Genomic DNA, 18,483 nt, shown 5'->3' on the forward strand with positions numbered 1-18,483 from the left:
TCTACTTGCTCGCGCCGGTGACGAGGTCCGAGCGGTCCTCGCGGTGGGCCGAGGGGAAGCGCGGGGCCCGCTTCTCCCGGAAGGCCTGCCGTGCTTCGAGATAATCGGCGCCGGCGAAGCCGAGGGCCTCCAGGGCAGCCGAGAGCTCGTGCTGCGGCAACGCGTTGGTCAGCCATCCCATGTTCAGCGACCGCTTCGTCCCCCTGATGGCCTGCTGCGATCCCAGGGCGAGCGCGGTGGCGATCTCCAGCGCCCGGTCCAGGACCCGCTCCCGGGGTTCGACGAGGCTGACCAGGCCGATGCGCTCGGCCTCGGCCCCGGTCAGCTTGGCCGAGGTGAACTGGTAGTACTTGGTCTTGGCCATGCCGACCAGCAGCGGCCAGATGAGCGAGGAGTGGTCTCCCGCGACGACGCCGACCGCGGTGTGCCCGTCGGCGAGGACGGCGTCGCCCGCCGCGACGCTGATGTCGGCCAGGAGCGCCATCGACAGCCCCCACCCGATGGCGGGGCCGTTGATCGCGGAGATCACCGGCTTGTCCATGTGCAGCAGGGTCATGATGCGTCGGCGCTCGCTCCGGCCCAGCGCCATCACCGAGTCCATCGTCGGATCGGCCCCGCGTACGTCCATACCCGTGCAGAACCCACGGCCGGCGCCGGTCACGACCGCCACCTTGGTGTCGGGGTCACGGTCGACGTCATCCCAGATGTCAGACATCGCGTCGAACATCGGCATCGTGAGCGCGTTGAGGTGCTCGGGCCGGTTGAGGGTGATGAGCAGCACGCCGTGCGGCTTGCGCTCGACGAGGATTTCGGCCGGGTACTTCGCGAAGACGTCGTCGGACGGCACGGTGGTCATCGGGTCTCTCCATTCTGGTCGGCGCCGAGGGGCTCGCCCTTCTGCCCGGCGGCGGCTCGCTCGTAGGCCTCGAGCTCGGCGTAGTGGGCAGGACGAGCGGCGCGGATGTCGGCGATGATGTCCATCGGCCCGCGCACGACCGACCGGGGATTCTTGAACGCGGGGATGACGTACTTGCCGAACATCTCGATGGACTTCATCAGCTCCCGGTGCGGGAGGCCGTCGATGCGCATGGTGATCGCGTCGACGCCCATGTCGGCGAACCGGCGGACCTGGGCGATGCAGGTCTCCGGATCTCCGACGATGAAACTGGCGGACTCGTCGAACAGGTAGCGCTGATTGGCGAAGTCGACGTTCTTGATCCGCGCGAGGTAGGCGTAGTCGCTGGACAGCTTCGAGAGCCGCTCGTAGGCGTCCGTGGACAGGGCGACGGTGTCGGCCAGCTTGGCCGCCCAGCGTTCCGCCTCCTCGGACGTCTCGGCGCAGTGCATCACGCCGGAGACGACCGCCACCTTCTGGGCCTGGACCGGGAAGACGTGCTCGGCGCTCGCCAACTCCTTGTCGTAGAGGTCGACCATCCTCTGCACGGAGTCGAACCCGCCGAAACCGCCGCCCATCATGGCGCCGATCCCCATCCGCGCTGCGGCGGTGACCGACTCCGGGCTTCCGGTCGCCATCAGGATCGGCGGATAGGGCTGCTGGACGTGCTTGGGAACCAGGCTGCGCGGCGGGATCTTGTAGTGCTCTCCGACGAAGGAGAAGACGTCGTTGGCCAGGGCTCGGCGGATGACCTCGATGCCTTCGAGGAGCTGGGCCTTGTTCTCCGTCGGCGAGACCTCGAAGGCGCGCAGTGCCAGCGTGGTGTTCCCGCGGCCGACGCCGAGTGAGATCCGCCCGTTGGACAGGATGTCTTCGGTCGCCAATCGCTCCGCGACGCGCAGCGCGTGATTGATCCTCGTCGGCAGCAGCGTCACCAGATGGATGAAGTGGATCCGGCTGGTCAGCGCCATCAGGTACGGGTAGATCACCTCGGGAGCGGAGGTCGTGGCCGTGCCGATCGCGACGTGTTGTTCGGAGGTGCCGAACGCGTCGAACCCGACCTGTTCCGCGAGCAGCACCTCGTCGATGAGCTCGCGGTAGCGCTGCTCGTGGGTGTGCCCGGGCGGGGTCTCTCCCTCGCTCATGAAGATGAACCGCATGCGTCTGGACCGCCTTCAGACTCGACGTGTTAATCGTCGCTAACAATCAACCCGGCGATCAGGTTTGTCAACGGCCGGCCGAGAGATCGGGCCCTGGACGCAGGATCGGCAGCTCATAGCGACTATCTGAGCCTTCGATGTCGGCTCCAACGCGTTCCACAGTGGCTCCTAGATGTTAATATCAATTAACTCCAGGAGGAGATATGACCGAATCGCAGACTTATGGGAAGGTCGCACGCCGGCCGGGGACGGAAGGCACTATTTCGCCGGCCGCGCAGTATGGTTCGGGCCGATGAGCATTCAGCCGTTGCCCGCCAAGCGCGCATCCACCGGCCGCCGCCGGGATCAGCTGATCGCGGTCGCCGCCGAGCTCTTCCTGCAGCACTCCTACGACGCCGTCACCGTCGAGATGATCTCCGCGCGGGCCGGCATCACCGGGCCCGGGCTGTACCGCCACTTCCAGAACAAACAGGCCCTGCTGATCGCGGTTCTCGAAGAGCCCACGCGGATCGTGCACGAGGCCGCGAGGCGGATCGCCGAGTCGACCGCCGATCCCCGGGCGGCCATCGTGGGGATGGTCGAGTCCCACATCCGGCTGATCCTGCTGGGGCCGCCGAGCACGCTCATCTTCGCCAAGAACGAGCACGCGCTGCCCGAGCACGACCGCCGACGCATCCGGCGCGAGATGGCGATGTACGCCGAGGAGTGGATCTCCGTCGTGGCCCCGTTGCGACCCGATCTGTCCGAACCCGAGGTGCGCCTGCTCACCCAGTCCGTGTTCTCGATGCTGAACACGGCTGCGACCCTGAGGAAGGGCCTGGACGAGGAATCGATCTCCTCCACCATGCGACAGGCGGCGTTGCACGCACTGCTCGGGCGGGGCAGCCCGTGATGCCGACCTGCCCCGCTCCGCACCGGCCCCTATGACGCCTCTTCGGACGCGGGGGTGCGGCGGTGGGCGCGGTGTTCGGTGTGGGCGAGCACGATCGTCGGGAGAGTGGCGGCGATCGTGATCGCGAGCACCCAGAGGAACGCGGTCCCGAACGCGCCGGCCTGCCCGCTGGGCGTGCCGTGGTGGCGGAGCTGACCGGTGAGGACGACCGTGAGCACGGCCGTGCCGATCGCGCCGCCGACGCGTTGGAGGACGTTGAGCTGCGGGGTGGCGTCGGGGATCTTGTCCGGCGGCAGGGCACCGTAGGCGGCGGTCATGGCCGGGATGATCGACAGGCCGAACCCGATGCCGCGGATGACCATGACGACGCACAGCAGCAGGTAAGGGGTCGTTGCGGTCAGGAACACGAACGGGATGGTCGAGGCCACCAGGACGGCGGCACCGGTGAAAGCGGTGATCCCGGCGCCGTAGCGGTCGGTGAGCGGCGCCGAGAGCAGCGCGCCGAACCCGGTCGGTGCGAGGAGGAGCCCGGTGAGGATCACGCCGTCGCCGCGGACGGTCTGGAGGTACAGAGGCATGAGGATCATCCCGCCGAAATTCGCGGCGCCGAGTGCGAACTGGGCAACCGACGCGGCGGTGAACCCCCGACCGGCGTACAGCCTGAGGTCGAGCAGCGGTCGCTCCGCCCGCAGGGCGTGCACGACGAAGCCGACCACCGCGGCCGATCCGGCCGGCAGTGCCACGAGGGCAGCCGGGTCCGGCGCACCCGCGGCGCCGAGTTCGGTCAGCCCATAGGTGATCCCCACGATCCCCGCGGCGGCCAGGATCAGGCCGATCACGTCCAGTGGTCCCGCGTCGTCCCCCCGGGTTCGAGGGAGGAGCCGCCGGGCGAGGACGAGTCCGACGACGCCGACGGGGACGTTGATCCAGAAGATCGCCCGCCAGTCGATGCCGTGGATGAGCAGACCACCGATCAAGGGCCCGAGCGTCGGGGCGAGCACGATCGGCACCGCGATCAGGCCCATCACCCGCCCCATCTGCGCCTTGGACGACTGTGCGGTCCAGATCATCGTGCCGACCGGCAGGATCGCCCCGCCGCCGACGCCTTGCAGTGTTCGGGAGGCGATCAGCATCCCCACGCTCGACGAGCACGCGCACAACACCGACCCGACGGTGAACACCGCCAGCGCGGCGACGTACAGCCGGTCGGCACCGAACCGGCGGGCTGCCCAGCCGGTCGCCGGGATGACCGCGGCGAGCGCGAGGAGGTAGGCGGTCACGACCCACTGCACCGTCCCCAGTCCGGCGCGCAGATCGACCGAGAGCGTGTTCACCGCGACGTTGACGATCGTCGAGTCCAGGAACGACAGCGACGCACCGATCATCACCACCCCCACCGATCGGCGCAGGGCGGACGAGAACGGTTCAGCGGAGACGGTCATCGTCACGTCATTCATCAGCAACGCACTCCTCAAGTTAGCCAGGCCTAAGTTAGGCTGGCCGCTGTGCGCGCACTGGCCAATCGATACCCGAAACCGGACAGCCCGGCGGCATCGCCGATCCTGTGCATCGACCGCGACACGGCTCAGGACCACGAGCTGCTGCACCTGCACTCGCACCCGGAACCGATGCTCACCTGGAGTTCGACCGCGACGCTGATGGGTACCGTGGCCGGTCGTGACTGGGTGATCCCGCCCGGCTTCGGGCTCTGGGTGCCCGGCGGCGTCGAGCACGCCGGTGCCGTGCTGCACGCGGGCGAAATGTTGACCGTGACGTTCGCCGCCGACGGCTGCCCCCTCGACTGGACCGAGCCCACCTGTATCGCGGTCGGGTCGCTGCTGCGCGAGGTCATCACCCACCTGCACCACATCGCTCCCGACGACCCCAGTCGTCCGGCCGCCGAGGCGCTCATGTTCGCGGTGCTGGCCCCGCTACCCGCGCATCACATCCAGGTGACACTGCCCGTCGACCCCCGGGCCCGCACGATCGCCGAACGGCTCATCGCCCACCCGGCCGACCAGCGCGAACTCACCGCCTGGGCCGACTACGTCCACGCCAGCGTCCGCACCCTGTCTCGGCTGTTCCGCGCCGAGACCGGGCTCAACTTCGCCACCTGGCGCACCCAGGTCCGCGTTCGCGCCGCCATTCCGATGCTGGCCGACGGCAGATCGGTCAACGCCACCGCCCGAGCGGTCGGCTACCGCAAACCCAGCACGTTCATCGCCGCCTTCCGCCGGGCGACCGGCCACACTCCGGGCACCTACCTGCCGCCGACGCGGTAGGCCGGGGCCGGTGGACCGCCCGAGGCGGCGGGCGAGCCGGGCGACGATCAGATGGCGCTCAGCGTGCGGGCGATCGAGACCGGTTGGCGAGGCCGCGCCAGCCGGCGCAGCCGTCCGTGGTGATCAACAATCAGGTCGGCGCGTACGCGGCGGCGACCGTCGCGCCGGTGTACGCGATGCCACTCAGGATCGGCCTGTCCGGTGGGGCGCACACATTGCACCTGCTCGCCACGCTGTTCACCTGCGGACCATGGGCGCCGATCTGGATCATCCACGCGATCCTCGCGGGCCGAACTGTTCGATAGGCCCGCCGGTCCCGGCCCGCCCGGCGCGTCGTTGCCGGGAGCTGCTTCTTTTTGACGACTCAGTCGGCTCGAGGGACAGGTCGCAGGCCGTCGACCAGAACGTTCAGCAGACGGGCGGCCCTGGCGTCGTGCTGGCGCGGGCGCGCCACCGTGAAGATGCCGATGAGGCCGGCCGCGAGGTCTTCGGCACTGACGTCGGCGCGGATCTCGCCCGTCGCACGTCCGGCGGCGAGGATGTCGTCGACGGCCGCGAGCAGCTCGGTCTGGGTTCGGTTGTGGGCGATCTCGCCCGACTCGATCATCGCGAGCAGCGTGTCGAGCATGCCGTTCTTGGTCGCGATCCAGTCCCCGAACAGGTCCATCCACCGTCGCAGCGCCGCGGCCGGGGGCAGCTCGGCGAGGAGCTCGCGGGCGCCGGCGGTGAGCCGCTCGACCTGATCGCGGTAGACCGCGTCGACCAGCGCTTCGCGGGTGGGGAAGTGCCGGTAGAGCGTGCCGATGCCGACCCCGGCCTCCCGGGCGATCGCGCGCATCGACGGCTGGGCATCGGCGGACACGAACACCCGGGTCGCGACTTTCAGGAGTTCGTCGCGGTTGCGGGTCGCGTCCGCCCGCAGGGCGCGGCTCTCCGGCTCCGTCAAAACGGATCACGCTCCGGTTGTGTTACGTTGAGGATGTAAGCGGAGCATAGTCCGGTTTGAGGAGACGTGACGATGAGCGTCCACACCACGAGCAGAGCGGTCCGGCTCGAGTCGTTCGGCGGCCCCGAGGTCCTGCACGTCCGCGAGGTGCCCGCGCCGCAGGCCGGCCCGGGACAGATCCGCGTGCGAGTCACCGCGGCCGGGCTGAACCCGATGGACTGGTTCATGACGTCCGACGCGGACACCGCCACCCGGTTCGGCCTGAGCCTGCCGTCCGGGTTCGGAACCGACTACGCCGGGGTGGTGGACCAGACCGGCGACGGCGTGACCGGGTTCGCGACCGGCGACCGGGTGTTCGGCGGCGCCCTCTCCCGCGCGGTCGCCGACTACGTCGTCATCGACGTGGCCGGGTCCATCGCCGCGGGCGGCGACGCCCACCACACGCCCGACGGCGTCGACGACCGCACCGCCGCGACCCTGGCCATCGCCGGATGCACGGCCGCCGCGGCGCTCGCCGTCGTCGGCCCCGGCCCGGGCGACACGCTGCTCGTCGGAGGCGCGGCCGGCGGCGTCGGCGTGTTCACCGTCCAACTCGCCCGCCTCGCCGGCGCCCGCGTGATCGGGACGGGATCGGCCGCCTCGGCGGAGGCACTGCGTGCCCTCGGGGTCGAGCCGGTCGTGTACGGCGACGGTCTGGCCGACCGTCTCCGGGCGCTGGCTCCCGACGGCATCACCGTGGCGATCGACCTCTACGGGGCGGACGCCGTGCACGCGGCCCGAGAAGTGGGCGTGCCCGACGAGCGCATCACCACGATCGCCGCACAGATCGACGGGATCACGCCGTCGAACGGGGCGAATGCCGCGCCCGGGGCCGTCGACGAGATCGCCCGCCTGGTCGCGGCGGGCCGGCTCCGGGTGCCGATCGCGGCGAGCTTCCCGGTGGAGCAGATCCGCGCCGCGGTCGAGCTGCAGGCCGGGCGGCACGTGCACGGCAAGGTCGTCGTCGACCTGTAGCCGTCGGCTAACCCGGAGGCAGCGTGACCAGGAACGTGGCTCCCGGCCCGGCGGTGGAGTCGAGCGTGACGTCGCCACCGGCGCCGTGGGCCAGCCGCCGGGCCAGGGGCAGGCCGAGTCCGGCTCCCCAATGCCCGGCTTCCGGCCCGGCGCTGAAGCCGGGGTCGAAGAGGCGATCGGCGATGTCAGCGGAAACGCCGGGGCCGTCGTCCCGGACGGTGATGGTCACAGCGGTGCCGGTCCGGGCCGCGCTGAGCGTCACGCCCGACCGGGCGTAGCGGCGGGCGTTGTCGAGCAGCGGGGAGAGGATCCGGTCCAGGACGTCGGCGTCGACTCCCGCGGTCAGGCCGGACTCCGGCTCGGGACGCACGACGAGGGCGACGCCGGGTCCGGCCGCCTCGACGAGACCGTGCAGAGCCGGGCCGAGTGCACACCGCCCGGGGACGGCCCGCGAGCGGCCCCGGGCCTCGGTCAGGAGCGTCTCGATCAATCCGCTCAGCCGTGCGATCCCGGCCGCCAGCGACGCGTGTCCGGCCTCGAGCTCGGCCGGGCCGCGTGGCCGGCTCCGCAACAGGTCGAGCTCGGCGGACATCGCGGCGAGCGGCGTCCGGAGTTCGTGGGAGAGCTCGGCGGTCAGCTGCCGATCGCTGCGCACGACGGCTGATTGACGGGCGAGGAGCTCGTCGAGGATCACGGCGAGCCGGTCGAGCTCGGCCGGCCGGCGCTGGTCGCCGAAACGGTGCTCCAGGTCGTTCGCGCTCCAGTCGGCCGCCTGCCGCGCCATCTGCTCGACCGGCCGCAGCGTGCGCGCCACCACCGCGCGGGACGTCGAATACACGAGCGTCAGCAGGATGAGCGCGACGACGGCGGACCCGATCAGCGTGACGCGGCGGGCGTCCAGGGAGGCGTCCAGGTCGATCGCCGCGACCACGGTGGCCACTCGCTTGCCGTCGATCGTCACCGGCTGGGCGTAGAGGCGGGTGAGCAGGTCGTCGCCGGCCCGGGCGAACCCGCCGGTGCGGGCGAGCCGGTCGGCGGCCTGCTCCAGCTCCCGGTCGCCGGACGGGCGCAGCACGGCTCGGTTCCCGGCGTAGACCCAGATCCCGCGGTCGATCCCGGCCCCGTCGGCCGGGGCACGCAGCGAGACGGCACCGGCGTTGTCCACAGTGACGAGCGCGGCCACAGCGGCGGTCCGGGTGCGGAGGGTATCGTCGGCCTGGGTCGCCAGCCGGTCGGCGAGGATCAGGTTGAATGCGGCGGTCAGCAGCACCACCCACACCGCGGTGACGGCGAGTGCTGCGAGAGCCAGGCCACCGCGCAGGCTTCCCGGGGTGAGCCGGCGCCGCAGCCGGCCGGCCCATTCGGTCACCGTCCTGCGGTGGTTCGGGCTCAGCGTGATCATGAGTACCGGTAGCCGACGCCGCGGACGGTCTCGATCGTGTGGGTCGTGTCGACCGCGGAGAGTTTCCGGCGTAGCCGGGCGATCGACTGGTCGACGCTGTTGTCGCTGACGTAGCTGTCGTCGGGCCAGCCGGCCTGGCGCAGTTCGCGGCGGCGGATCACCGCGCCCGGAGCAGCGAGGAGGCAGCCGAGCAGGCGGAACTCGGTCGGGGTGAGTTCGCTGCGGCCGGTCGGGGAGAGCAGAGCGTGCCCGGACGGGTCCAGCCGGAGGCCGGACGCGACGACCGGCGTGGGGTCGGGCAGGCGCTTGGCGAGCGCTCGGAGCCGGGCCAGGAGCTCGGCGACGTGGAAGGGTTTGGTGAGGTAGTCGTCGCCGCCGGCGGCGAAGCCGGTCAGCCGGTCGGAGAGCTCACCGCGGGCGGTCAGGAACAGCACCGGCGTGCCGAACCCGCGGGCCCGGAGGGCCTGGCAGACGTCGCGGCCGTCGGAGTCGGGCAGACCGACGTCGAGCACGGCCAGGTCGAACGACCCCGCTGCCGCCGTCGCCAGCGCGGCCGAACCGTCGACCGCCGTGGCGACCGTGTAGTCGTTCTCGCGCAGGGCGCGGGCGACGACGTCACGCAGTGCGTGGTCGTCCTCGACCACCAGGATCCGGAGGCCTGTCACGACGCCAGTATCGCTACCGTGCGTGGGCTCACGCACGAGCGGCTCGCTCGATCCGGTCGACGTGCGTGACCGTCAGGTACACCACCGTGGCCACGATCGCGGCGAGGAACAGCAGGCTGGTGAGGAGCGTCCCGAGCCCGGCGCCGCCCTCGGACCGGTCCCCGCTGAGGAAGTCGCCCAGCGAACCACCCAGCGGACGGGTGAGCACGTAGGCGATCCAGAACGACAGCGTCGCCCCGAGGCCGAACCGGTAGGCGGCGAAGACGACCGCGAGGGCGGCAGCGAAGATCACCACGGCGGTGAGCAGGCCGATCCCCAGCGTGTCGATGAGCAGGTCGCCGGTCGCGGTGCCCAGCGCGAACGTCACGATGACGACGAGCCAGTAGAACGCCTCGCGACGCGGGGTGAGGATCGAGTGGATCGAGAGCGTCCGCTCGGTGCGGTACCAGACCCCGAACGTGAGCAGGAGCAGCGCGGTGAACACCGCCGTACTGACCCAGAGGCTGATCCCGAGCCCGTCGGTCAGGTTGTCGGTCACCAGCGTGCCGACGACGCTGACCAGCGCGACGACCGTCCAGTAGACGCCGGGGACGTACCGGCGGAGCCGGAACTGGACCGCCAGGGCGACCACCAGGATCACGCTCATGAGGATCGTCGTGCGCACGAGCCCGACACCCAGCGTGACGTTGAGGTAATCCGCCGCGCTCTCGCCGATCGTGGTGCAGAGAACCTTGATCACCCAGAAGAAGACGGTGATCTCCGGAACCTTGCTGAGCATCCGGCGGGCGGTCGGCGTGGCTGTCATCCTGGTCGTCCTCTCGGCAGTGGAGCGCTGACGAGAGCGAGACTGACCCGCGCTGCCTGACATTGACCTGACCGCCGGCTGCGGGGTGGCCGTCAGGTACGGGTGACCGTCAGGACGGGTGGCCGTCAGGACCTGTGGCCGTCAGGTTGTCGTCAGGTCCGGCGCGGCAGGCTGCGCCGCATGTCCCTCACGTACCCCGAGGCCCTGATCGTCGGCGCCCTGCAGGGCGTCACCGAACTGTTCCCGGTCTCCAGCCTCGGGCACAGCATCCTGTTGCCGGCGGTCGTCGGTGGCCGCTGGGCCCGCGACCTGAGCGTGTCGGCGCCGGAGTCGCCGTATCTGGCGTTCCTGGTCGGCCTGCACGTGGCCACGGCCCTGGCGTTGCTGGTGTTCTTCCGGCGCGACTGGGTCCGGATCACCGGCGGCCTCTTCTCGTCGATCCGGACCCGCCGGGCCGAGACGCCCGATCAGCGGCTCGCCTGGATGATCGTGCTGGCCACGATCCCGGTCGGGCTCACCGGACTGCTGCTCGAGCACACCTTCCGCACGGTCCTCGGAAAGCCGGTCCCGGCGGCGATCTTCCTCGTGCTCAACGGGCTGATCCTGCTGGTGGGGGAACGGGTCCGCCGCGCCGCCGCGGCCGAACCCTCGGCGGCGGCCGGCGCGGCCGGGCCGGCCGGGCCTGCCGCGCCGGCCGGGAGCGTCGCGGTGCTGGCCCGGGTGGACGCCGACCGCAGGCTCGCCCGCCTCGGATTCGGCCGGGCCACGCTGATCGGTTCGGCGCAGATCCTCGCGCTGCTGCCGGGCATCAGCCGGTCCGGCGTGACGATGATCGCCGGCCTCGGCCGCGGTCTCTCGCACACCGACGCCGCCCGCTTCTCGTTCCTGCTGGCGACGCCCGTGATCCTCGCGGCCGGCGTGCTGAAGATCCCGGACCTGTTCGGGCCGCTGGGCGCCGGGATCCACGGCCAGGTGCTGGCGGGCAGCCTCGCCGCCTTCGTCTGCGCCTACCTGGCCGTCCGGTTCCTGACCCGGTACTTCGAGACCCGCACGCTGGTTCCGTTCGGGCTCTACTGCGTGGCGGCCGGCCTGATCGGTCTCGCGCTCGTAGCCTGACCGGGCTCGGTCGCCCGGTGTGTGGCTCGGGTCCGGGCCCGAGCCCAGTTGCCCGGCGTGTGGCTCGGGCCCGGCCCGGGGTCAGTCGCCCGGTGTGTGGCTCGGGTCCGGCCCGGGCCGGACGGACGCCCCCCGGCGGCGCGCCCGGAGCAGCTCCACGCCGATCGGGACGACGGAGACGACGACGATCGTCAGCAGGATCAGCTCGATGTGGTTCCGCACGAACGCGATCTGCCCGAGGAAGTAGCCGAGCAGGGTGACGCCGACGCTCCAGAGGACCCCGCCGATCAGGTTGAACAGCACGAACGTCCGGTAGCGCATCCGCGTCGCCCCGGCCACGACCGGGGTGAACGTGCGCACGACCGGGACGAATCGCGCGAGCACGATCGAGCGGGCGCCGTAGCGGTCGAAGAACTGTCGGCCGCGATCGAGGTTCTGCGCTTTGAACAGGCGGGAGTCGGGACGGCGGAACAGGGTGGGCCCGACCCGGCGGCCGAAGAGGTAACCGACCTGGTCACCGGCGACCGCCGCCACCGCGACGAGGACGCAGACCAGCCAGAGCGGCTGGTGCAGGTACCGATGGCCGGCGACCAGCAGCCCAGCGGTGAACAGCAGCGAGTCGCCCGGCAGGAAGAACCCGATGAGCAGGCCGGACTCGGCGAACGCGATCACGAGGATGCCCAGTAACCCGAAGGTCGAGATCAGGTTCTCGGGGGACAGGAAGTGGGTCATTCGGTTCCGTTCGGGGACGGCCGTGGGGGTCGGTCCCCAGTCTCGGTCGGCCTACCTGACCGCGACCTGACGGGGCCCGGCGCCTGGTCAGGTTGCGGTCAGGAAGCGCGGGCCACGCTGGGCGCACATGTCCGACTACTCAAGACCTTTCTCGACCGGCAGGTTCGCCGCCGCATCGGCCGTGCTGTTCGGCGCGCTGCTGGTTCTGGTGCGGCTCCGCTGGGGGCCGCTGGCCGCCCTCGACCGGTGGGGGCTCGCCCGCACGCACGCCTACGCGGTGGACCACCCGGCGTTCGTCCTCGTGATGAAGGCGCTCAGCCGGGTGGGCTCGGCGCCGTACTACTGGGTGCTCGTCGTCGGACTCGTGGTCTGGTCGGCGTGGCGGCGCGCCGGGGGCGACGCGGTGTTCGCCGTCCTCGCGGTCGGGGGCGGCGAACTGCTCAACCTCGCGGCGAAGAGCCTGGTGGACCGGGTCCGGCCGGTGTGGCCCGACCCGGTCGCGACCGCGGGCGGGCTCAGCTTCCCCAGCGGCCACGCGCAGGGCGCGATGGTCGGATACGGCGTCCTGGTGATCCTGCTCGCCCCGGCGCTGGGCACCCGGTGGCGGCGGCTGCTGGTCGCGGCCGCTGCCATGATGGTGCTGGCCATCGGCTTCTCCCGAGTGGCGCTGGGCGTCCACTACCCGACCGACGTCGTGGGCGGCTACCTGCTCGGCGCGACGTGGCTGGCCGCGCTGCTCGCGATCGTCGGCCGGCCGGGGTGCCATCCAGCGGCGTGACCGTAAGGCGTTTCTAAGGTTCCTCCACGGCCGTTCGAAGTTGCGGTTGGTGTCCTCGACGTGGCGCTGGAACCGCTCCAGCGCGACTGACCGAGGAGCACACACATGCGCCGACGTATTCGCCTGGCGGTCGTGGCGGTCGCACTCGTCGCGTCCGCCGTCGCGGCGGTCCCGGCTTCCGCGGCGGTTCCGTCCGGTTCGCCGTCCGGGAAACCCGTCCTGGGCGCGACCGGGAAACCGTCTCCCGGCCCCGACGACCCGAAACTGTCCGACGAGCAGCTCAGGAAGCTGAAGCAGCAGCAGGCCGGACGTCCGGGCAAGCATCGGTCGGGCCTGAACGACGCCCAGCTGGCCGATCTGGCCCGCCGTCTCGGCGTGTCGAAGTTCCGGCTGGTCCGGGCGCTGACCCACGCGAAGACCGCGACGGTGGATCCGCGTCGGCTGAGCCCGGCCGTCGTCCGGGCGTTCGCCTCCGAACTCCGCCTCTCCCGGGCGCAGGCGCGGAAGGTTCTGGAGTTCGTGTTCACCGCGCCCGCGAAGAAGACGGTGGACGGTCCGAAGGACTGACGGGGTCCTGCTCGGACCGGGGTACCGGTCCGAGCAGGCTCTCCCGCCGGTGTGGACGGGGTGGGATGGTGGGTCGGATGCCGTACACGGAGCCCAACCGGCTACTGGTGGTCGACGACGACGAGTCGGTCCGTCGATCGCTGACCCGCGCGCTGCGCCGGGACGGATTCGACGTCACCGAGGCGGCCGACGGCACGGCGGCGCTGGCGGAGCTGGCCCGGGTCCGGCCGGCCGCGGTGGTCCTCGACGTCCTGATGCCCGAACCCAACGGGCTCGAAGTCTGCCGCCGCCTGCGCGCGAGCGGTGACACCACCCCGATCCTGATGCTGACCGCGCGCGATCTGGTCGCCGACCGGGTCGCCGGTCTGGACGCGGGAGCCGACGACTACCTGGCCAAGCCGTTCGCGCTCGAGGAGTTACGGGCCCGGCTGCGGGCCCTGCTGCGCCGGACCGGCGCGTCGCACGAGGTGCTGCGCCACGGCGACCTGGAGCTGGATCTGACCGCGTGCCGGGCGACCCGGAGAGGCCGGCCGGTGCCCCTGACCCGGACCGAGTACGCGTTGCTCGAGCTGTTCCTGCGCAATCCCGGCCGGGTGCTGAGCCGGAGGACGATTTTCGAGTCCGTGTGGGGCTACGACTTCGGCCCGGGCTCGACCGGGCTCTGGGTCTACGTCAGCTATCTCCGCGGGAAGCTGGAGGCCGATGGCGCGTCGCGGGTGATCCAGACCGTCCGCGGGCTGGGGTACGTGCTCCGGGACGAGCCGTGAACCTGCGCAGCCGGGTGGGGCTGGCCGGGGGGCTCGTGGTGCTGGCCGCGATGACCGTGGCGTCGGTCGTGGTCGGACCGGTCGTCGACGCCACGCTGCACCGGCAACTCGACGAGTCGCTGGTCGACACCGCGGCGACCGGACCCGCGACGATCTTGAAGATCAAGACGGAGAACTCGGGCACGACGCCGGAGGACAAGCCGATCCGGGTCATGGACCCGGTGCGGTTCGGCTCGTCGATTCTGCAGATCGTGCCTCCGCCGGACAACGCCGGCCCGGACGAACTCGCCCCGGCACTCGGTCCGGCGGACGACCGGGACGCGGCGGTCGCCGGTGGCACCTCCGCGCCGTACTTCCGGGACGTCACCTACCGCGGAGCGGCGTACCGGCTCTACACCGCGCCGTTGGAAGGCAGCCCCGGTGCGCTCGTTCGGGTGGCCCGGCCGGTCTCCGAGCAGGCGGCCACGGTGCGTCTGGTCTGGCTGCTGCTCGCCACCCTCACCGTGCTGGGCACGGCCGGCGCCGCAGCCCTCGCGCGGCTGTCGGCCGGCCGCGTGCTGCGACCGGTGGTCACGCTGACCCGGACGGTGGAGTACGTGGCCTCCAGCGGCGACCTCGACGCCCGGGTCGGTCCCAGCAGCGCGGACGAGGTCGGCCGGCTCGCCGGCGCGTTCACCACGATGATGGCGAACCTCGGTACCTCGATCACCGCCCAGCAGCGGCTGGTCGCGGACGCCTCACACGAGCTGCGGACGCCTCTGACCAGCCTGACGACCAACTTGGAGCTGCTGGAGGAGGGCACCGACCCGCAGGCGCCGGAACTGGTCCGGGAAGCCCTGACCCAGACGGCCGAACTCACCGCGCTCGTGAACGACCTGGTCGACCTGGGCCGGTACGGGCGCTCCGAGGCACACACCGAGGACGTCCGGCTCGACCTGCTCGTCGCGGATCTGCTCGCGAGGGCCGCCCGCCGCACGCCCGGCCTCGTGTTCGTCGGCGAGCTCGGCGAATGCGTCGTCCGCGCCGACCCGGACGCCCTCCAGCGAGCCGTCGGGAACCTGCTGGACAACGCGGTGAAGTGGAGTCCGCCGACCGGCCGGGTGCACGTGCGGCTCGCGGGGAGTACCGGGTACGCGACCGTCGAGATCAGTGACGAAGGGCCGGGCATCGACGACGCCGACCTGCCTTTCGTCTTCGACCGGTTCTACCGCTCGCCGCGGGACCGGTCGCTGCCGGGCTCCGGGCTCGGCCTCGCGATCGTCCGGCGCATCGCGGAGGCCCACGGCGGGACCGTCGCCGCCGAGCGGCGGACCGTCGGCACCCGGATCACGCTGCGGCTGCCGGCCCCGGCCACCTAGGAGGGTTCAGTCGTTGCGGGCCGTCTCGGGCCCGGTGATCCTCCGGAGCAGCGGAAGCGTGGAGGCGATGATCGCCAGGGAGATGCCGAGCCCGACGGACACGACGACGTAGTAGCCGAGCCCCGGCGCCTGGACCGAGAACTCGTACTGCGCTCTCAGGAACAGGTCGGCCGCGAGGAACCCGGTCCCGATCGCGACCGCCGAGACGATCAGCAGCGGGACGGCGCTCTCCAGCAGCACGACGCGGCGCAGCACGCCGAGCTGAACCCCGGTCAGGCGCAGCAGGCTGAACGGTCGCTTGCGTTCGCTGAGACCACCGGCCAGCGAGACGGCGAGGCTGAAGCCCGCGATGACCAGGCTGACCACCGTCACCACGTCGGCCAGCTGCTGGTACTGGGTCATGCTGGCCGAGATCGACGTCTGCTGCTCGCCGACGGTCATCGGCGCCCGCGCGTCCGGATACGCGTTCAGGAGAACGGTCCGGACCTGCTCGATCGCCGTCGTCGACCCGTCGGTGCCGACGACGATCTGCTGGACGGGCAGGCGCGCGAGCGCGGCGGTGGAGATCGCGGCGGCGGGCCACACCCTCGGCCAGTCGCCCGGATCTCCCCAGCCGATCGCGCCGAAGCCCGGCGCGACCGACGCCGCTTCCGCGCCCGGCGGGCAGACGCTGAACCCGGGCATGGTGGCCAGATCCGTGCACGAGGCCAGGCCCGCGTCGTGCGGCGGCCCGTGCTCGGCCGGGTCGCCCCAGGCCGGATCCTTGGTACCGAGCGGATTGGTGTGGACCAGCGTCACGCCACGCACGCCGTCGATCGAGCGGAGCCGGATCAGCGTCGCCGCGGGTGGCGGAGGGGGCGCCCCGACGGGCTCGCCGGTGATGTCGTCGCGTTCGGTGATGAAGTCGGTCAGCATCGCGCCGCCGACCGCCGCACTGGCTTCCGACACCCCGCGCTTGGCGGTGATCGTCGTCATCAGCGCGATGCTGCCGCTGGCGACGCAGAGCGCGAGTACCAGGCCGCTGACCGCGCGGAAGCCGGCTTTCGGGTCGTCGGAGAGCCGTCGTCCGGCGATCAGCAGCGCGGGCGAGCGGACCCGCCGGGCCATCAACCGGGCGCCGAGCAGGGTCAGCCACGGTCCGGCGATGACGATCCCGGCCAGCACCAGGAGGCTGGCCGCGGTGTAGACCTGGATCTGCTCGACGGTGGACTTCGGGATCCGGCCGACGAAGTACGCGAACACGCCGAGACCGGCGGCGAGCGGGATCAGCCGCCAGGCGCGGGGCGGGCGCGGCGTGACCCGCCGGGTGACGCCCAGCGGGGAGATCCGCACCCGGCGCAGCGCGATCCGGGCCGCGACGGCGGCCAGCACCGGGACGCCCGCGGCGACGAGCGCGGCCTGAGCGGGACGGAGGGCCAGGTCGGACGCGAAGAACCGGGTGCCGGTGAAGTCGACCCGGGCCAGCAGCGGATGGAACGCGAAGAACAGACCGAATCCGGCGCCGACCCCGAGCACGGTCGCGACGGTCGACTCCACGGTGGCGATCGTCGAGATCTGCCTCGGCGTCGCGCCGACCAGACGCATCGCGGCGAAGCGTTGCTCGCGGCGGGCGGCGGCGAGCCGGGTGGCCATTCCGATCAGGACGAGCACCGGGAAGATCAGCGCGGCCACCGCGACGTAGAGGACGAGGGTCTGGCCGTTGGCGTTGAGGTTGGGACAGCCGCTGCAACGGGCCGGCGGGCTGGTCCGGAACGCGGTGACCCGGGTGGCCTGGGTGTCCTTCGCGAGCTGATCGGGGCGCAACCCGACCACGACGATCAGGGAATCGGGGCCCGGTAGCGCCGACCGCCCGATGCGGCCGGCCCGGTGTCCGGGAAAGCGATCGCCCAGCTCGGCGGCGGGGACGTCGCGGAGCAGTGCGGTCAGCGCGGGCGAGGCGTAGTACTCGCCCGGCGCGGGCAACCGGGGGAGGCCCGGCGGGACCGGCGAGCCCGGCCCGGTCGCCGCGACGTCGATCCGGCCGATCAGCTGACCGTCGTAGAGCTGGGACCGGGCCGAGAACCACAACGGGTCGCCGGCGGCGGGCTGCGCGGTCGCGGACCCACTGAAGATCCAGGCGTACCGGCCGGTCTGCGTGTCGGTGGCGTGGAGAGCCGCCAGCGTGGCCAGCAACAGGCCGACACCCAGCGCGACCGCGGCCGCGATGATCGCCAACCGGCTCGCGGCCTCCTTGCCGCCGGCCAGCGTGAGACGGAGCCCGAGCGTGATCACGACGGGACCCTCCCGACCGACATCGGTGACACCGTGCCGTCCCGGACGATGACCTCACGATCGGCGTAGGAGGCCACCCGGGGCTCGTGGGTGACCAGAACGACCGTGGTGCCCTCCTCGCGGGCGGTGGCGATCAGCACGTCCATGACCTGCTCGCCGGTGAGCGAGTCGAGTGACCCGGTCGGCTCGTCGGCGAAGAGGACGCCCGGGCGGGCCACCAGCGCGCGGGCCAGCGCGACGCGTTGCGCCTGGCCGCCGGAGAGCTCCCCGGAGCGGCGCCGCTCCAGCCCGTCGAGGCCGAGGCGCCCGAACCAGGATCTGGCCTCGGCCAGCGCGCCGCCCCGCCGCCCCTTGCCCAGCAGCAGCGGAAGAGCCACGTTCTCCTCGGCAGTCAGCTCCGGGACGAGCTGGCCGAACTGGAAGACGAATCCGAAACGCTCCCGGCGCAGCGCGCTGCGTTCGGTCTCACCCAGCGTGTCGACCCGGCGCCCGTCGTACCAGACCTCTCCGGAGTCGGGGACCAGGATTCCGGCCAGGGAGTGCAGCAGGGTCGACTTCCCCGATCCACTGGGGCCCATGATCGCGACGATCTCCCCGGCGGCCACGGCCAGGTCCGCGCCGCGGAGCGCAGGGGTCTGATCGAAGGAGAGCATCACGTTCCTGGCCTCGACGAGGAGTGCGGACGGCGCGGTCATACCTCGGTGTATACGCTCGGCGTATACACCGAGTCAATACAGGCACCTCCAGACGCCTGTCGATGCGAGGTGAGGCAGATGACAGATTCCCGATTTGAGGGGTAGGGAGTTGTCTGTGCAGATGGTCACTATGCTGCT

Annotated in this window: 19 protein-coding genes; 9 read left to right on the plus strand and 10 right to left on the minus strand. The window is 71.7% G+C overall.

Annotation, left to right across the window (positions count from 1 at the left end; genetic code table 11):
• Position 1: 1 nt before the first annotated feature.
• Entirely contained in the window at positions 2–856 is an 855-nt protein-coding gene (locus tag ACIBZJ_RS08765; protein WP_395927130.1) for an enoyl-CoA hydratase-related protein, read from the minus strand.
• On the minus strand, positions 853–2,055 hold the full coding sequence (locus tag ACIBZJ_RS08770) for an LLM class flavin-dependent oxidoreductase (RefSeq protein ID WP_395927132.1): 1,203 nt from the start codon (positions 2,053–2,055) through the stop codon (positions 853–855). The genes ACIBZJ_RS08765 and ACIBZJ_RS08770 overlap by 4 nt, the downstream gene beginning before the upstream one ends.
• A 292-nt stretch (positions 2,056–2,347) precedes the next feature.
• Here ACIBZJ_RS08770 and ACIBZJ_RS08775 point away from each other — a divergent pair, with 292 nt between their 5' ends.
• Entirely contained in the window at positions 2,348–2,947 is a 600-nt protein-coding gene (locus ACIBZJ_RS08775) for a TetR/AcrR family transcriptional regulator (protein ID WP_395927134.1), read from the plus strand.
• A 29-nt stretch (positions 2,948–2,976) separates the two neighbouring features.
• On the opposite strand, the gene ACIBZJ_RS08780 is transcribed toward ACIBZJ_RS08775, so the two are convergent.
• On the minus strand, positions 2,977–4,404 hold the full coding sequence (locus ACIBZJ_RS08780; protein ID WP_395927136.1) for an MDR family MFS transporter: 1,428 nt from the start codon (positions 4,402–4,404) through the stop codon (positions 2,977–2,979).
• A gap of 48 nt (positions 4,405–4,452) precedes the next feature.
• Here ACIBZJ_RS08780 and ACIBZJ_RS08785 point away from each other — a divergent pair, with 48 nt between their 5' ends.
• Together ACIBZJ_RS08785 and ACIBZJ_RS08790 are read left to right on the plus strand one after the other, a co-directional pair.
• Positions 4,453–5,229, plus strand: coding sequence for a helix-turn-helix domain-containing protein (locus tag ACIBZJ_RS08785; protein WP_395927138.1), 777 nt, complete (start codon positions 4,453–4,455; stop codon positions 5,227–5,229).
• Between the two features lie 116 nt (positions 5,230–5,345).
• On the plus strand, positions 5,346–5,534 hold the full coding sequence (locus ACIBZJ_RS08790; RefSeq protein WP_395927140.1) for a hypothetical protein: 189 nt from the start codon (positions 5,346–5,348) through the stop codon (positions 5,532–5,534).
• A 59-nt stretch (positions 5,535–5,593) separates the two neighbouring features.
• On the opposite strand, the gene ACIBZJ_RS08795 is transcribed toward ACIBZJ_RS08790, so the two are convergent.
• The gene (locus ACIBZJ_RS08795; RefSeq protein WP_395927142.1) at positions 5,594–6,175 is read right to left on the minus strand and encodes a TetR/AcrR family transcriptional regulator; all 582 of its coding nucleotides are present in this window, start codon (positions 6,173–6,175) and stop codon (positions 5,594–5,596) included.
• Between the two features lie 72 nt (positions 6,176–6,247).
• On the opposite strand from ACIBZJ_RS08795, the gene ACIBZJ_RS08800 reads away from it, so the two are divergent.
• Positions 6,248–7,189 (plus strand): NADP-dependent oxidoreductase, encoded by a 942-nt coding sequence (locus tag ACIBZJ_RS08800; RefSeq protein ID WP_395927144.1) that lies wholly within the window; start codon positions 6,248–6,250, stop codon positions 7,187–7,189.
• Between the two features lie 7 nt (positions 7,190–7,196).
• Here ACIBZJ_RS08800 and ACIBZJ_RS08805 read toward each other — a convergent pair whose 3' ends face one another.
• Genes ACIBZJ_RS08805 through ACIBZJ_RS08815 form a run of 3 tightly spaced genes read right to left on the minus strand, consistent with a single transcriptional unit; the run spans position 7,197 to position 10,061 of the window.
• A complete protein-coding gene (locus ACIBZJ_RS08805) occupies positions 7,197–8,558 on the minus strand; it encodes an ATP-binding protein (RefSeq protein WP_395927146.1) in 1,362 nt (453 codons plus the stop codon).
• Positions 8,559–8,587: 29 nt separating this feature from the next.
• Positions 8,588–9,256 carry a response regulator transcription factor gene (locus tag ACIBZJ_RS08810; RefSeq protein ID WP_395927148.1) on the minus strand — a complete coding sequence of 223 codons (669 nt, stop codon included), beginning with the start codon at positions 9,254–9,256 and terminating at the stop codon, positions 8,588–8,590.
• Positions 9,257–9,284: 28 nt separating this feature from the next.
• Positions 9,285–10,061 (minus strand): hypothetical protein, encoded by a 777-nt coding sequence (locus ACIBZJ_RS08815; RefSeq protein WP_395927150.1) that lies wholly within the window; start codon positions 10,059–10,061, stop codon positions 9,285–9,287.
• A 180-nt stretch (positions 10,062–10,241) separates the two neighbouring features.
• On the opposite strand from ACIBZJ_RS08815, the gene ACIBZJ_RS08820 reads away from it, so the two are divergent.
• Entirely contained in the window at positions 10,242–11,177 is a 936-nt protein-coding gene (locus tag ACIBZJ_RS08820; RefSeq protein WP_395927152.1) for an undecaprenyl-diphosphate phosphatase, read from the plus strand.
• 81 nt (positions 11,178–11,258) lie between these two features.
• Here the strand turns inward: ACIBZJ_RS08820 and ACIBZJ_RS08825 are convergent, their stop codons facing one another.
• Positions 11,259–11,909: a DedA family protein gene (locus ACIBZJ_RS08825; RefSeq protein ID WP_395927154.1), complete on the minus strand. Its 651-nt coding sequence runs from the start codon at positions 11,907–11,909 to the stop codon at positions 11,259–11,261.
• A gap of 127 nt (positions 11,910–12,036) precedes the next feature.
• On the opposite strand from ACIBZJ_RS08825, the gene ACIBZJ_RS08830 reads away from it, so the two are divergent.
• From ACIBZJ_RS08830 to ACIBZJ_RS08845, 4 genes are all read left to right on the plus strand, one after another.
• Positions 12,037–12,687 (plus strand): phosphatase PAP2 family protein, encoded by a 651-nt coding sequence (locus ACIBZJ_RS08830; protein ID WP_395927156.1) that lies wholly within the window; start codon positions 12,037–12,039, stop codon positions 12,685–12,687.
• Between the two features lie 105 nt (positions 12,688–12,792).
• Positions 12,793–13,254: a hypothetical protein gene (locus ACIBZJ_RS08835; protein WP_395927158.1), complete on the plus strand. Its 462-nt coding sequence runs from the start codon at positions 12,793–12,795 to the stop codon at positions 13,252–13,254.
• 77 nt (positions 13,255–13,331) lie between these two features.
• On the plus strand, positions 13,332–14,021 hold the full coding sequence (locus ACIBZJ_RS08840; protein ID WP_395927160.1) for a response regulator transcription factor: 690 nt from the start codon (positions 13,332–13,334) through the stop codon (positions 14,019–14,021).
• Positions 14,018–15,379 carry a sensor histidine kinase gene (locus ACIBZJ_RS08845; protein ID WP_395927162.1) on the plus strand — a complete coding sequence of 454 codons (1,362 nt, stop codon included), beginning with the start codon at positions 14,018–14,020 and terminating at the stop codon, positions 15,377–15,379. Before ACIBZJ_RS08840 ends, ACIBZJ_RS08845 begins: the two co-directional genes overlap by 4 nt.
• Positions 15,380–15,385: 6 nt before the next feature.
• On the opposite strand, the gene ACIBZJ_RS08850 is transcribed toward ACIBZJ_RS08845, so the two are convergent.
• Together ACIBZJ_RS08850 and ACIBZJ_RS08855 are read right to left on the minus strand one after the other, a co-directional pair.
• A complete protein-coding gene (locus ACIBZJ_RS08850) occupies positions 15,386–17,650 on the minus strand; it encodes an FtsX-like permease family protein (RefSeq protein ID WP_395927164.1) in 2,265 nt (754 codons plus the stop codon).
• Complete coding sequence (locus ACIBZJ_RS08855; protein ID WP_395927166.1) at positions 17,647–18,345, minus strand: ABC transporter ATP-binding protein; 699 nt, start codon at positions 18,343–18,345, stop codon at positions 17,647–17,649. Before ACIBZJ_RS08855 ends, ACIBZJ_RS08850 begins: the two co-directional genes overlap by 4 nt.
• Positions 18,346–18,483: the final 138 nt, after the last annotated feature.

Origin of the sequence: Cryptosporangium sp. NPDC051539 (assembly GCF_044454545.1) — a bacterium.
Lineage (GTDB): Bacteria > Actinomycetota > Actinomycetes > Mycobacteriales > Cryptosporangiaceae > Cryptosporangium.

Excerpts from the sequence above, each read along its gene's own strand:
- ACIBZJ_RS08765 (WP_395927130.1), bottom strand. The coding sequence starts at position 856 with ATGACCACCGTGCCGTCCGACGACGTCTTCGCGAAGTACCCGGCCGAA.
- ACIBZJ_RS08770 (WP_395927132.1), bottom strand. The coding sequence starts at position 2,055 with ATGCGGTTCATCTTCATGAGCGAGGGAGAGACCCCGCCCGGGCACACC.
- ACIBZJ_RS08775 (WP_395927134.1), top strand. The coding sequence starts at position 2,348 with ATGAGCATTCAGCCGTTGCCCGCCAAGCGCGCATCCACCGGCCGCCGC.
- ACIBZJ_RS08780 (WP_395927136.1), bottom strand. The coding sequence starts at position 4,404 with ATGAATGACGTGACGATGACCGTCTCCGCTGAACCGTTCTCGTCCGCC.
- ACIBZJ_RS08800 (WP_395927144.1), top strand. The coding sequence starts at position 6,248 with ATGAGCGTCCACACCACGAGCAGAGCGGTCCGGCTCGAGTCGTTCGGC.
- ACIBZJ_RS08815 (WP_395927150.1), bottom strand. The coding sequence starts at position 10,061 with ATGACAGCCACGCCGACCGCCCGCCGGATGCTCAGCAAGGTTCCGGAG.
- ACIBZJ_RS08820 (WP_395927152.1), top strand. The coding sequence starts at position 10,242 with ATGTCCCTCACGTACCCCGAGGCCCTGATCGTCGGCGCCCTGCAGGGC.
- ACIBZJ_RS08825 (WP_395927154.1), bottom strand. The coding sequence starts at position 11,909 with ATGACCCACTTCCTGTCCCCCGAGAACCTGATCTCGACCTTCGGGTTA.
- ACIBZJ_RS08830 (WP_395927156.1), top strand. The coding sequence starts at position 12,037 with ATGTCCGACTACTCAAGACCTTTCTCGACCGGCAGGTTCGCCGCCGCA.
- ACIBZJ_RS08835 (WP_395927158.1), top strand. The coding sequence starts at position 12,793 with ATGCGCCGACGTATTCGCCTGGCGGTCGTGGCGGTCGCACTCGTCGCG.
- ACIBZJ_RS08840 (WP_395927160.1), top strand. The coding sequence starts at position 13,332 with ATGCCGTACACGGAGCCCAACCGGCTACTGGTGGTCGACGACGACGAG.
- ACIBZJ_RS08855 (WP_395927166.1), bottom strand. The coding sequence starts at position 18,345 with ATGACCGCGCCGTCCGCACTCCTCGTCGAGGCCAGGAACGTGATGCTC.